Source organism: Paenibacillus turicensis, from assembly GCF_050461185.1.
Classification (GTDB): Bacteria; Bacillota; Bacilli; order Paenibacillales; family Paenibacillaceae; genus Fontibacillus; species Fontibacillus turicensis_A.
On sequence record NZ_JBCMOR010000001.1, the window covers coordinates 113,859 to 127,799 of the forward strand.

Genomic DNA, 13,941 nt, shown 5'->3' on the forward strand with positions numbered 1-13,941 from the left:
GACTAACCAATCTGGTTAGCATTTAAATATTTAAAATTTTGTGCGAGATATCTAACTGTGTTTGTTCACATTAAACAATAAAATAAGAAGAATTGTAGCTTTTGAAACTAGTCGCCTATCAGATAAGTGCTACAATTAATTAAGAACAGTGTTTTTTGAGCTGTAGTCTTATTAACGGAAAGGGAACGATTAGACATGGGTTATAAAAATAATAATGTTGGCTATTTGGATGGTTTGTTAACTTCACGTGCAGTTGTTAAAAAAGATAATTACGCTATTTTGCCACACGATGGTTTAGTGAATAATGTTGTACCAGGCTTTGAAAACACAAGAATTAGTATTTTAGGTTCACCTCGTATCGGAGCAAGCTTCTCTGATTTTATCGCTGAATTTCAAGAAGGCGGCAAAAACACATTAGGCTTTGGTGGCGAAGGGATCGAAACCTTTGTATATGTTATTTCAGGAAAGTTAATTGTAAGCGATAGCAATGAGAAACATGAATTGACAGATGGCGGTTATGCGTTTTTCCCAGTCAACGAAAAGATGTATTTCGAAAATGGGCAAACTGAAATGACCGAAGCATTTTTGTATCAGCGTAAATACGATGAAATCGAAGGACACAAAGCACACAAAGTTGTAGGTAATCGTGCTGACATTACACCAATCGAATATGAAGGTATGAGTGATGTATTGTTCTGGAATTTGCTACCTACTGATGATTTAGGTTTCGATATGAATATGCATATTTTAGAATTCTCACCTGCTGCAAGTCACGGTTATGTTGAAACACATTATCAGGAGCATGGGGCTTATATCCTTTCAGGTAAAGGAATGTATAACCTCGATAATAATTGGTATCCTGTTGAAAAAGGCGACTATATCTTTATGGCATCTTATGTACCACAAGCTGCGTACTCAACAGATCGTAAAGAAAAATTAGCTTACGTTTATTCCAAAGACGCAAATCGTAACCCAGGCGTGTAAACGCAGAGAAAGGGGATAAATAGAAATGCCAATTACCGAAGAAAAAATGGTTAGAGTAAGCAGTGAACAACTACATGAATTAATCAAAAAAAAGCTGATGAGAGCAGGCTTAAAAGAAGAACAAGCTCAAGAAACAGCAAATCACCTTGTTTTCGCTGATCTAAGTGGTATTCATTCACATGGTGCTGTTCGTGTTGAATATTATGCAGAGCGAATTAACAAAGGCGGAATTAACTTGGAGCCTAAGCTTGAGTTTGAACAAACAGGTCCAAGTACCGCGATTTTCCATGGGGATAATACGCAAGGACACTATGCTGCAAATTTAGCATTGGAGCCTACGATTAAGATGGCGAAGGAAAGTGGCGTTGCAGTCGTTGGTTTATCCAGAGTAGGCCACACTGGCATGTTATCCTATTATGTTAAAAAAATTGCTGAACAAAATTTAATCGCAATTTCTATGTGTCAGTCTGATCCGATGGTTGTGCCATTTGGTGGTGCAGAAACTTATTACGGAACAAATCCGATTGCATTTGGCGCTCCGAGCAATGGTGAAAATCCATTGATCATTGATATGGCGACAACTGTACAAGCTTGGGGTAAAATCCTTGATGCACGTTCCAAAGGAAAATCGATTCCTGATACTTGGGCAGTGGATAAAGACGGTGCTCCGACCACAGACCCGAACAAAGTAAATGGTCTTCTTCCAATTGCGGGACCAAAGGGCTATGGTTTGATGATGATGGTCGATATTTTATCCGGCGTCTTACTTGGATTGCCATTTGGAAAAGAAGTTAGCTCTATGTATCACAATTTGCATGAGGGACGTAACTTAGGACAGATTTTTATTATTATTGATCCTGAGCGTTTTGTAGGTGCAGAACTATTCAAACAGTATATTTCACGTTCCATGAAAGAACTGAATGAAATTAAGCCTGCTAAAGGTTTTGATCGCGTCCTATATCCTGGACAAATCAGCCAAGAGCAATATGTGAAAAATCTTAAAGATGGTATCGATATTCCTGAATCAATTATTTCTTATTTTGAGTCAGACGATATTCATTACAACCGTTATGAAGGGCTTGGAGCGTTTGCAAATTAATCCAGTAATGGACTGATTTAACGCAGTTTTCAATAAATTTTTGCGCATTTTAAGTGTTAATCCGTTTGATCCAGTTGAATGGGGAATTTTACTCCCATTTGACTGGATATTTTTTTGTCGAAAATGCGTATATTTTAACATATTACATGTGCATTTTAAACAAAAGAGCTGTAACCTTTTGTTTAAATGAACAATGATATTGAAAGCGGTTATATTTATACTGGTAGTAGCTTAAAAAATATAAACTTTGAAAAATGAGGTGGTCTTTGTGATCCGAATTGAACCGCAAACAATCGATGACTTGATGGACTGGATTTCGGGCATATCAGATGTCGAAGGTCCTGGGACAACTCGATTGCTTTATAGCAAATCTTGGATTGAAGCACAAAAAGCTTTAAAAGAAAAGTTTGAAGAGCTTGGTATGAAGGTTGAGTTTGATGCGGTAGGTAACCTATTTGCAACCATTGAGGGTACTGAACAGCCTGAAGAGATTATTGCTACAGGTTCTCACGTCGATACGGTTGTTAAAGGTGGCCGTTTGGACGGACAGCTTGGCATTATGGCAGGCTACATGGCAGTGAAGGGACTACTAGAAACCGAAGGGAAACCTAAAAAGTCATTGCAAATTATTTCGATGGCTGAAGAAGAAGGTTCCCGTTTTCCGTATGTTTTCTGGGGTTCGAAAAATATTTTCGGGATTGCAGATCGTAAAGACGTTGAAGGTATCGCAGATGCTCAAGGTGTAAAATTTGTTGATGCTATGCGTGAAGCTGGATTTGACTTTATGCAAGGTGAACCACAGCATAATAAAATCGCTGCATTCCTTGAACTGCATATTGAGCAAGGTAACTTCCTAGAGAATACCGGTAAAAAAGTAGGCGTCGTGAATGCGATCGTTGGTCAAAAACGGTATACAATTGTGCTAAAAGGGCAAGCTAACCATGCAGGTACTACCTTGATGGAATACCGTAAAGATACAGTAGAATGTATGGCTCGTATCATTACACAAAGTATTGACAAAGCAAAAGCAGAAGGTAATCCACTTGTATTAACTTTCGGTAGAGTTGAGCCGAAGCCAAATACAGTAAACGTCGTTCCAGGTGAAACATTGTTCTCCATGGACTGCCGTCATACGGATGCTGATGTATTAGCTCGTTTCACTAAAGAAATTGAAGCTGATATGAAAGAAATTGCAGACAAAATGGGCATCGAGATTGAAATCGATAACTGGATGAACGAGAAACCAGTTCCGATGGACGCTAAAATTATTGATACAATCGAAAGTGTATGTAAAGATAATGACTTGAATTATCAAGTAATGCATTCTGGTGCAGGACATGATTCACAAATCTTTGCTCCACGTGTTCCAACAGGTATGATTTTTGTTCCTTCTATTGATGGAATTAGTCACAACCCTGCTGAGCATACAGAAGCGGTTGATATTCAACAAGGTGTACAAGCATTAGCTGAAGCACTAAAACGTTTGGCATATTAAAATAGAGAGTTGGGTAAAGATGTCTCAAAGTCAAAATACAAGCATATACCCTCCAAATTACTGGAAAAGAATCGTCTTTACATTCTGTATGGGTTGGGCAATCATCTGGATTTATCGGTCCATGCTTTCTCCGATCTATTCTGAAATTCAAGGTACGATTGGAACGCATACAAATGCGGCTATGGGCTTGATTGCTTCTTGTTATTTCTTTGGTTATACAGCATTGCAGATTCCGTCCGGTATCCTCGTAGATAAATTTGGACAGAAAAAAGTATTAATTCCAGGTTTTATTATATTTGCAATGGGGATATTATCCATTGGTTTTGCTAGTAACTTAACGATGATTTATTTAGGTTCCGTTTTAGCGGGTGTAGGTTGTGGTACTTATTATGGTGCAGCATTCTCACTTACAGCTGAACACGTTCCACCTGAGAAAAAGGGGATTGCAACAGCGATTGTAAACTCCGGTTCTGCACTAGGTTTGATTTTAGGGATGACAGGTTCTTCCTTTATCGTTAAACAATTGAATTTGCCTTGGCAAACAATGGTATTCATCTCTTCTGGACTAGTTATCTTCTTGGTAATCTGGTTCGCAGTGATGATTATCAATGCGCCAAAACATAATCCAAATGTTCAAGCAGCAAAAGTTGCTAAAAATGAGCAAACCGTTAATCCTACAATTTCAACAGATGCTCCTAAAAAAGGTTTGTTCCGTAAAGAATTATTGGCTTCCTATTTGCTGTATTTCTCAACATGCTACGCATATTATTTGATCGTAACTTGGTTGCCTAAATTCCTTGAGTCAGAGCGTGGTATTCAAGGTTCAATGATCGGTTTGATCACTTCTATGATCGCTGTTGCTGCTGTACCGGGTGCATTGTTCTTTGCTAACTTGTCTGACAAAATGAAGCACAACAAGCCAAAAATCATTATCGGCCTTGAAATTGCATCCTTTATTTTGATCGCAGTTTCTGTGTTTGTACCAAATGCTGGCTTGCTTGCAGGCGTGTTGTTACTTTACGGTTTCTTAGGTAAATTAGCTGTTGACCCTGTATTGATTTCTTACATTACAGACCAAGCAGACTCTAAATCCGTTGCATCTACACTTGGCGTATTTAACTTCTTCGGTATGTCTTCTTCTGTTGTGGCACCAGCTTTAACAGGTTACATTATCGATAAAACAGGTTCAGGCACATGGGGATTTTATATCGGTGCGATTATCTTGTTAGTAGGTACAATAGTATTTATGATTAGTGTAGCTACTTCTTCCGCGAAAGCTAAGCGCGCTTAATCAAAATTTTTATAAAGATGCAGGACTAGAAGATCTAGCTAATAGAATCCATAGTCCTGTTTTCTTTTATGGTTTTAAAGCTATTAATGGATTGAAAAATGGTGTTTGGGAAAAATACAGTAGAGTATGTTAAGGTGTGTGTTGTTCAAAGTGCACAAAAGGTATTAGCGTTTTTATATAAAATGCTCCTTTTTTGGCCTGATGAAAGCGTTTATACTAAATGTTACAAAGGAGGCTTTTTTAATGTTACATTCTGTAGTTCAAAAAAATAATTATCAAGATTCAATTAACTTAATGTTGTTAACAAATTCCATTAATAAATTAGATGGCGTGAAGCAAGGTCAGGTCATGATGGCGACGGATGCCAACAAAGACATTTTAAAAGCAGCGGGCCTATTCACGGATGAAGTTCAAGGCGCAGGCGCTAACGATATGGCGATTGTCGTTGAATCCGACAATGCAGACGTACTTGATGCTGTAATTGAAGAAGTGAAGCACTTCCTCAGCAACTTAGCTTCAAACAAAAAAGAAGGTGGCGTATCTAGCGTAGATAACTGGAAGGATGCACTAGATGCTATGCCAGATGCCAACTTGGCGTTATTCTCCATCCCAGGAATTTATGCTGCGGGTGAAATTGAAAAAGCGTTAGACTCAGGTCTACACGTATTTTCATTCAGTGACAACGTAAGCCTTGAAGATGAAGTGCGTTTGAAACAAAAAGCGCATGAAAAAGGCTTGCTATTGATGGGTCCTGACTGTGGTACAGGCGTATTGTCCAGCATTCCACTTGCGTTCACGAACGTAACCAACCCAGGTAACATCGGAATCGTGGCAGCATCTGGTACAGGGATTCAAGAAGCAACTACAATTATCGACCGTTTAGGCGGCGGTGTGGTGCATGCGATCGGTACAGGTGGACGTGACCTGAAGGAAGATGTACAAGCACGGACGATGATTGATGCAGTGGTTGCGCTTGAGCAACATGCGCCAACGGATGTGATCTTGGTCATCTCTAAACCACCAGCTAAAAAAGTGCGTGACAATGTGATGCAATTGTTGCAATCCTTGTCTAAACCAGTGGTGGCATTGTTCTTAGGCGAAAAACCAGAAGCGCATGTTGGTAACGTATCTCTTGCGTATACGCTTGAAGAAGCAGCGAAAATTGCTGTAGATCTTGCGAACGGCGACGAAGTAAAAGCGAACTATAACGAGCCAATCGAATTCGTAGTGGATCAAGCCCTTCCTGAAGGAAAAACAGTTAAAGGCTTGTATTCAGGCGGTACATTAGCGAGCGAAGCGGCAACCTTGATTTCGGATGCACTTGGTCTTGCGAACGTGAAAGGCGAAGAAGGCTACATTTTAAATACCCAAGGCTTCCAAGTGATGGATCTAGGTGACGATGTTTACACTCAAGGTAAACCACACCCGATGATCGACCCTGAAGTCAGAGTGAATAAATTAAAAGAAGTATTAAAAGACGAAACGACTGGCATCATCTTGGTAGACGTGGTGCTTGGTTATGGTGCACATGCGGACATGGCTGGCGCGTTAGCTCCAAGTATTAAAGCGGCACTCGACGAAGCAAAAGCGACAGGTCGTCAATTGTATGTCATCGGTAGTGTTGTAGGGACAGAAAGTGACCCGCAAAACTATGCACAAGCAGTTCAAACCTTGAAGGATGCTGGCGTAATCGTGGAAAGCAGTAATGCACGTGCGATTCGTTTGGCACTTAAATTGATGGGACATGAGCTTCAAGTGGCAGATAAAGGTCGCGTGGACTACACGGATGCTAAAATCGCTGTACCAACACCAAGCGAAAAAGTGCTTGAGCTATTGAATACTGTACCAAGAGTGATCAACATCGGGATTTCAAGCTTCACGGAATCGATCACGAACTTTGGTGGTAAAGCATTGCAGTTCAACTGGCGTCCAAAAGCAGGCGGTAACCAAAAATTGATCCGGATCTTAAATGAACTTGAGAAACGTGAAGAAGAAATTAACGCAGCAAACGATAAAATCGTTGCACGTTACTTAGAATCTCAACCGTTCTTGGTGGATGCACGTCTAGCGAAGGAAGTTATTCCTGAACTGAACACAGGTGAAAAAGTTGTACTTCATGCAGGACCTCCAATTAAATACGAAAACATGACAGGCCCAATGCAAGGTTCTGTAATTGGTGCGATGTTGTTCGAAGGTTGGGCAGCAGATCAAGAGGATGCACGTCGTCAGCTTGAAAATGGCGAAGTGACCTTCATCCCATGTCACCATGTGGGTGCAGTTGGACCGATGGGCGGAATCACAACGGCAAACTTCCCTGTGTTTATCGTCGAAAACAAAACAGACGGTACAACAGGCTATTGCATCATGAACGAAGGCATCGGCGAAGTACTTCGTTTTGGTGCAAATAACGAAAATGTAATTAACCGCTTGAAATGGATGCGTGATGTGTTAGGTCCAGTGCTTGGTCAAGCGTTAAGAACGTTTGAAGAAGGCTTGAACCTAAACGTAATGATCGCACGTGCGATTGGTATGGGTGATGAGTTCCACCAACGTAACATTGCAGCTTCCCTAGTATTCTTAAAAGAAATTACACCTGCGATTACAACACTTGATATCGATCAACAAAGTAAAGCAGACGTGATTCAGTTCTTGGCGAATACCGATCAGTTCTTCTTGAATATTATGATGGCAACCGGTAAAGCAATGGTTGATTATGCACGTAAAGTAAAAGAAGGTTGCGTGGTTACAACCATGGCACGTAACGGCGAAAACTTTGGTGTACGTATTAGTGCATTAGGTGACGAATGGTTTACAGGCCCTGTAAATACACCAGATGGCTTGTACTTCACTGGTTATTCCGCAGAATTGGCTAACCCAGATATCGGGGACAGTGCCATTACCGAAACTGTAGGTGTCGGTGGTATGGCCATGATCGCAGCACCAGGGGTAACGCGCTTTGTTGGACTTAGTGGTTTAGACGATGCACAAAAGATTTCCGAAGAAATGCAACGTATTTCCATTACAAATAACCCAACTTGGGCGATTCCGAACTGGAACTTCAAGGGTGCAACACTAGGTATCGATATTCGTAAAGTCGTGGAAACCGGCATTACGCCAATCATCAATACAGGTATTGCGCACAAAGAAGCAGGTGTGGGTCAAATCGGTGCAGGTACAGTGAGAGCACCACTAGTATGCTTCGAAAAAGCTTTGATTGCCTATGCAAAATCTTTAGGCATTCAAGTTGAAGAATAATTCAAGTAAACGATGAACAATCACAGTCTAACATTTGAAAAAGCTTATATAAGCTCATATGTACGACAATTGATTTTACAACAAGGAAGTATTCAGGCACGAATCCATTCGATTTTTTCGAATGGATTCAACCTGAAATATAATGATTCTTTACTGTTCGTTGGAAAAAATGAAGAGAGCTTATCCGCGATTGGGTTTGCAATCAACACCGCTGATCTTGATCTTATTCAGTCCGCATTGACAGTTGGTGATCCAGTCAAAATAAGCCCGTTTTTTTCTAGTTCAGAAGAAAAGCTTAGTTTAACTTTTACCTGTTATACTCGTCCTCTCGTCACAACCGCAATATTCCCGTCGATTCAAAGTATAGATTTATCAATACCACATGTAACACAAGAACAAATAAGCAAAAGTGGTTTATTACATCATCTTGAAGAAGCGGATGTTTGGACGCAGTCAGGTTTTGCTTCATCGCAATTAACACCACTGTACAATAATTTTGTTAGTTTAATTTCCACAAGCACAGTCTCTTCTTTAATTGGTGCAGGAGTTGGTTTAACACCTTCTGGCGATGATTTATTACAAGGAATGATATTGTTTGAAGCCATCACGGGGAGTGGAAGCTTCTTGAAAAACCTCGTGAAGCAGCAGTTGCAGCACCGTTCAACAACAGATGTTAGTTTGGCTTATTATGAGGCGCTGTTTGATGGATATGTTAATGTGCAGTGGATTAAACTTTGCACAGCGATTTTAACCGAAAATGAGCAACAGCTTATTGAAGCAATAAAAAAGATTCAAGCTTATGGAGCAACTTCTGGAAACGATAGTTTAGTTGGTGTTCTTACATTTTTAAAACAACAGACAACAAGATAAAATGGAGGCAATTATGGGAAAAAGAATTGTAGTCGCATTAGGTGGTAACGCAATTTTAACTGATGATCCAACGACAGAAGGACAAATGAAAGCATTACGTCATACAAGTAAGCAATTGGTTGAATTAATTAAACAGGGACATGAGCTTATTATTAGCCATGGTAACGGCCCGCAAGTTGGTAATCTATTGTTGCAACAAGCTGCAGCTGAATCCGACAAAAATCCGTCAATGTCACTAGATACTTGTGTAGCCATGACACAAGGTAGCATTGGCTACTGGCTACAAAATACAATGAACGAAGCAATGGTTGAAGCTGGTCTAAACAAGCAAGTGGCAACTGTTGTAACCCAAGTCGTTGTAGATGAAAACGACCCAGCTTTCACTAACCCAACGAAGCCAATTGGTCCATTTTTCTCTCAAGAGGAAGCAGAAAAAGCAGCAGCAGAAAACGGAGAAACGTATGTGGAGGATGCAGGTCGCGGATATCGTAAAGTTGTAGCATCTCCTAAACCACAAACTATTGTTGAATATCCAATCATTAAAACATTGATTGAAAGTGGATATGTTACGATCTCTGCAGGTGGCGGCGGTATTCCTGTGAAGAAAGTTACCAACGGTTACGAGGGTGTTGAAGCTGTAATCGATAAAGACTTCGCATCTGCGAAACTTGCAAACTTGGTAGAAGCGGATTACTTGTTTATTTTGACAGGTGTAGATAACGTGTATGTTAACTACAATAAACCAGACCAAGAAAAGCTAGAAGAAGTAACTGTTGATCAATTGAATAAATGGATTGACGAAGAACAATTTGCACCAGGTAGTATGTTACCTAAAGTTGAAGCAGCAATTTCATTTGTAGAAGGTCGCCCAGGAAGCAAAGCGATCATTACTTCACTTGAAAACATTAATTCCATCTTTACTGGTGGTTCAGCAACGGTTGTACAGGCGAGCCCTGTCGGAGCTGTAAACTAATATAATACACAAAATCAAAAAAAGACCCTTTTGCATTTACGTTTAGTAAATTGTAGAAGGGTCAACTTTTAATTATATTTATATTAATTTTTTAATAAAATGGGCATTTTTATAAGAGGTGATTTTCTAAAAATTTGTTCATGCTTTGTTCATCATCAACAACTTTGCTTCAAGAATTGTAGCTTTTGAAACTAGGCGCTTATCAGTTAAGTGCTTACAATTAATTAAAGCAGTAATTTTGGCTGTAATCCTATTTAGAAAGGGAACGATTAGACATGGGTTATAAAAATAATAATGTCGGTTATTTAGACGGCTTGTTAACATCGCGTGCAGTCATTAAAAAAAATAATTACGCTATTTTGCCACATGATGGTTTAGTGAATAATGTTGTACCAGGCTTTGAAAACACAAGAATTAGTATTTTAGGTTCACCTCGTATCGGAGCAAGCTTCTCTGATTTTATCGCTGAATTTCAAGAAGGCGGCAAAAACACATTAGGCTTTGGTGGCGAAGGGATCGAAACCTTTGTATATGTTATTTCTGGAAAATTAATTGTAAGCGATAGCAATGAGAAACATGAATTAACAGATGGCGGTTATGCGTTTTTCCCAGTCAATGAAAAGATGTATTTCGAAAATGGGCAAACTGAAATGACTGAAGCATTTTTGTACCAACGTAAATACGATCCAATCGAAGGACACAAAGCACACAAAGTTGTAGGTAATCGTGCTGACATTACACCAATTGAATATGAAGGTATGAGTGATGTTTTGTTCTGGAATTTGCTACCTACCGATGATTTAGGTTTCGATATGAATATGCACATCTTAGAATTCTCACCTGCTGCAAGTCACGGTTATGTTGAAACACACTATCAGGAGCATGGTGCATATATCCTTTCTGGTAAAGGCATGTACAACCTTGACAACAATTGGTATCCTGTTGAAAAAGGCGACTATATCTTTATGGCCTCTTATGTACCTCAAGCTGCATATTCAACAGATCGCAAAGAGAAGTTGGCTTATGTGTATTCCAAAGACGCAAATCGTAACCCAGGTGTGTAAACACTGAGAAAGGGGCTGTAAAAATGTCAAATACAGAAGAAAAAGTAGTTAGAGTTAGCGGTGAACAACTGCATGAACTAATTAAAAACAAGCTGGTTAAAGCAGGATTAAAAGACGAACAGGCGGAAGAAACCGCAAATCATCTCGTGTATGCTGATTTGTGTGGTGTCCATTCCCATGGTGCTGTTCGTGTTGAATATTATGCTGAGCGAATTAATAAAGGCGGGATTAATGTTACGCCTGAGCTTAATTTTGAGCAGACAGGTCCAAGCTCTGCGATTTATCATGGCGATAATACGCAAGGGCATTATGCTGCAAATTTAGCGTTGGAGCCTGCCATTAAGATGGCGAAGGAAAGTGGCGTAGCTGTCGTTGGTGTTTCCAAAGTAGGTCATACTGGAACGCTTTCTTATTACATGCGCAAAATAGCTAAAGAAAATTTAGTTGGGATTGCTATGTGTCAATCCGATCCGATGGTTGTACCATTTGGTGGTGCGGAAAGATATTACGGAACAAATCCGATTGCTTTTGGTGCGCCAAGTGATGGTGATCAGCCATTGGTTTTTGATATGGCTACAACGGTCCAAGCATGGGGTAAAATTCTTGATGCACGCTCCAAAGGGAAATCTATCCCTGATACGTGGGCGGTCGATAAGGATGGCGCGCCAACAACAGATCCAAATGAAGTAAATGGGCTTCTTCCAATCGCTGGACCAAAAGGTTACGGCTTAATGATGATGGTCGATATTTTATCTGGTGTGTTGCTTGGATTGCCATTTGGTAAGGAAGTTAGCTCCATGTATCATAATTTGCATGAGGGACGTAATTTGGGTCAGATTTACATTCTTATCGATCCTGAGCGTTTTGTTGGTCTTGAATTATTTAAAAAATATATTTCTCAGACAATGCAGGAGTTAAATGAGATTAAGCCAGCATCTGGGTTCAGTCGTGTTCAATACCCAGGTCAAGGTAGTCAAGAGCGTTATAGCAAGCATCTCAAGGAGGGTGTGGACATTCCTGAATCCATTATCCGCTATCTTGAGTCTGACGATATTCATTACAATCGTTATGAAGGACTTGGGGCGTTTGCAAACTGAATAAAAGCATTGAATGTTGAATCGTAATAGCTATCAACAGCTTATTCGCGATTCAATCTTCAATGCTTTTTATTTAATAGCTTTCCTCGCTAAGGGCAAGTGCAAGACGTAAGTTCAGGGAATGACTTGGTGAATTGACGGAGTGACCAAGTATTTCCTCGCAACGAAGAATCCGGTATTTTACGGTATTACGATGCACGAATAAAGCAGAGGCTGCGCTAGCAATTTCGCATTGTGCACCTAAATACACTGACAATGTTTTGCGTAACTCAATTAACACAGGTTCTTTAGGATAAGCGAAATCTTTCAGAATGTTTTCACAGAAAAAGCGCACATCATTTTTTTCAAGGTGATGGAACAATTGAACCATACCCTTATCTTTATAATGGATGATCGGTTGAGCTTGATGCTTACTTCTACGTTCGTCAAAGACTAACTTAGCTTCCGTATAAGATTGGTTAATTCGTTTCCAATCGGTGTACGGGTTTGCGACACTAAAGATCAATTGAATATCTAAGGTTTCATGTAGCTGATTGCGAATATCTAATAATTTTTCGTCTAAATCTTCAACCTCTTGTTGGATTAAAATGAGGGTTTCCTTGGTAACGCTAAAGAAAATGACTAATCCGTTACTAAAGTATTCGGATATATGTTTTTGCAGCCATTGTGATGCAAGGACTAAGCGTTCCTCTTGATTTAGATTAAGCAATGTATCATCTAGTGCTGCTTCGTCAAACACGTGAACAACCTGATAGTAATTGGACAACACGTAGCCATATTTTACATTTAGCTCAAAAGCACGTACTGGCGAATTTGAACTGGAATGATAGTCGATTAGTTCTTTAAAGTATTCGGTTTCGATCGACTGTTGTGACTCTGATACTTTCTCATTTTTAAAGAGAACGAACGATAACACCATTGCGGCCTGATCAATGGCAAAGCTGGAGATTGGATAAGGAATTTGTTCAGGATTCACAATCACCAAATAATGTGGAAAATAGGTATGAACCCGAATTGGGACAAGTGAAACCTGAATTTCGTGTCCTTTTGGATTTTTGATTATAAAGGAATCTCGTTCTTTAGGGATTTGCTCAATTTTTTGCACAATCTCGTTCACATAATGCTGAGCAGGATTGCTGGAAAGATTGAAATGTTTGGAGTAATCCATGATTTCTTTAAATGGGTTCAGCAAAATAATCGGTGTTTTGACGATCTGGCTTAATTTGTTAATTACAATTTGATTCGTCGCATTTTGGATCAATAAGTTAAAAAATCTTTTTTGAATATCTAAGGCGAAGGAAATTTCTTCATAACGTGTGCCCCAGATTTTATTTAACAATTGATGCATCAGCGAGCCAAGAGAGTAGGTATTGGGAATTTCAAATAATGGGAAATTAACCTTCTCCGCGTATTCAATAACTTCGGGTTTTATTTTACCAAGAAATCGCCCTGTCTTAATCCCGAGACCTATCGTTTTGGCGCGAATTAAAGAATCAATTAACGGAATTAATCCGTCTTGATCGTTTGCATACGTCATTGCTGTAGTTAGAAGTAAAACGTTAGCAGGAATGTAGAATTCGATATCAGGCGTTTCAGAGATTTCTACGCTTTCTATCGTTTTATGTGTATCGACTAAATTTGCATTCGTTAGTAATTTTAGATCTGAGTAGCGTGGAAGCTTTAGAATGTCGGCTATTGTCGTCATATCTGTATCCTTTCTGTAAGCCTATATAGAATTCAAAGTATTTATTATTATAAAGTATAACAATTATTTAAGTATAACATGTCTGCCACAGAGCTGTATTGTTGGCTG

10 protein-coding genes and 1 pseudogene are annotated in these 13,941 nt (G+C 39.5%); 10 read left to right on the top strand and 1 reads right to left on the bottom strand.

All coding sequences use genetic code 11. The features are described from left to right. The first annotated feature begins 195 nt into the window (after positions 1-195). The 10 genes and pseudogenes from allE (ABE099_RS00480) to allD (ABE099_RS00525) all read left to right on the top strand — a co-directional run bounded on the left by allE (ABE099_RS00480) (position 196) and on the right by allD (ABE099_RS00525) (position 12,128). Positions 196-984: a (S)-ureidoglycine aminohydrolase gene (allE, locus tag ABE099_RS00480; protein ID WP_430026584.1), complete on the top strand. Its 789-nt coding sequence runs from the start codon at positions 196-198 to the stop codon at positions 982-984. Positions 985-1,009: 25 nt separating this feature from the next. Then, entirely contained in the window at positions 1,010-2,083 is a 1,074-nt protein-coding gene (gene allD / locus ABE099_RS00485; protein ID WP_430026586.1) for an ureidoglycolate dehydrogenase, read from the top strand. Positions 2,084-2,351: 268 nt separating this feature from the next. Continuing rightward, entirely contained in the window at positions 2,352-3,578 is a 1,227-nt protein-coding gene (allC, locus tag ABE099_RS00490) for an allantoate deiminase (RefSeq protein WP_430026588.1), read from the top strand. Between the two features lie 88 nt (positions 3,579-3,666). Then, positions 3,667-4,869 carry an MFS transporter gene (locus tag ABE099_RS00495; RefSeq protein ID WP_430026590.1) on the top strand — a complete coding sequence of 401 codons (1,203 nt, stop codon included), beginning with the start codon at positions 3,667-3,669 and terminating at the stop codon, positions 4,867-4,869. A gap of 243 nt (positions 4,870-5,112) precedes the next feature. Further along, positions 5,113-6,834 (top strand): annotated as a pseudogene (gene fdrA / locus ABE099_RS00500) (acyl-CoA synthetase FdrA); the annotation flags it as partial. A gap of 30 nt (positions 6,835-6,864) precedes the next feature. After that, complete coding sequence (locus ABE099_RS00505) at positions 6,865-8,124, top strand: DUF1116 domain-containing protein (RefSeq protein WP_430026806.1); 1,260 nt, start codon at positions 6,865-6,867, stop codon at positions 8,122-8,124. Positions 8,125-8,193: 69 nt separating this feature from the next. After that, positions 8,194-8,994, top strand: a complete 801-nt coding sequence (locus ABE099_RS00510) for a DUF2877 domain-containing protein (RefSeq protein ID WP_430026592.1) — start codon at positions 8,194-8,196, stop codon at positions 8,992-8,994. A 13-nt stretch (positions 8,995-9,007) separates the two neighbouring features. Then, positions 9,008-9,967 carry a carbamate kinase gene (gene arcC / locus ABE099_RS00515; RefSeq protein WP_210088293.1) on the top strand — a complete coding sequence of 320 codons (960 nt, stop codon included), beginning with the start codon at positions 9,008-9,010 and terminating at the stop codon, positions 9,965-9,967. 275 nt (positions 9,968-10,242) lie between these two features. Next, positions 10,243-11,031 (top strand): (S)-ureidoglycine aminohydrolase, encoded by a 789-nt coding sequence (gene allE / locus ABE099_RS00520; RefSeq protein ID WP_430026594.1) that lies wholly within the window; start codon positions 10,243-10,245, stop codon positions 11,029-11,031. Positions 11,032-11,054: 23 nt separating this feature from the next. Continuing rightward, on the top strand, positions 11,055-12,128 hold the full coding sequence (allD, locus tag ABE099_RS00525) for an ureidoglycolate dehydrogenase (protein ID WP_430026596.1): 1,074 nt from the start codon (positions 11,055-11,057) through the stop codon (positions 12,126-12,128). A gap of 73 nt (positions 12,129-12,201) precedes the next feature. On the opposite strand, the gene ABE099_RS00530 is transcribed toward allD (ABE099_RS00525), so the two are convergent. Further along, positions 12,202-13,833: a PucR family transcriptional regulator ligand-binding domain-containing protein gene (locus tag ABE099_RS00530; protein ID WP_430026597.1), complete on the bottom strand. Its 1,632-nt coding sequence runs from the start codon at positions 13,831-13,833 to the stop codon at positions 12,202-12,204. Between the last annotated feature and the right edge of the window lie 108 nt (positions 13,834-13,941).

What these genes read in the sequence shown, in the direction of transcription:
- allE (WP_430026584.1), top strand. Translation starts at nt 196, where the DNA reads ATGGGTTATAAAAATAATAATGTTGGCTATTTGGATGGTTTGTTAACT.
- allD (WP_430026586.1), top strand. Translation starts at nt 1,010, where the DNA reads ATGCCAATTACCGAAGAAAAAATGGTTAGAGTAAGCAGTGAACAACTA.
- ABE099_RS00495 (WP_430026590.1), top strand. Translation starts at nt 3,667, where the DNA reads ATGGGTTGGGCAATCATCTGGATTTATCGGTCCATGCTTTCTCCGATC.
- arcC (WP_210088293.1), top strand. Translation starts at nt 9,008, where the DNA reads ATGGGAAAAAGAATTGTAGTCGCATTAGGTGGTAACGCAATTTTAACT.
- allE (WP_430026594.1), top strand. Translation starts at nt 10,243, where the DNA reads ATGGGTTATAAAAATAATAATGTCGGTTATTTAGACGGCTTGTTAACA.
- allD (WP_430026596.1), top strand. Translation starts at nt 11,055, where the DNA reads ATGTCAAATACAGAAGAAAAAGTAGTTAGAGTTAGCGGTGAACAACTG.
- ABE099_RS00530 (WP_430026597.1), bottom strand. Translation starts at nt 13,833, where the DNA reads ATGACGACAATAGCCGACATTCTAAAGCTTCCACGCTACTCAGATCTA.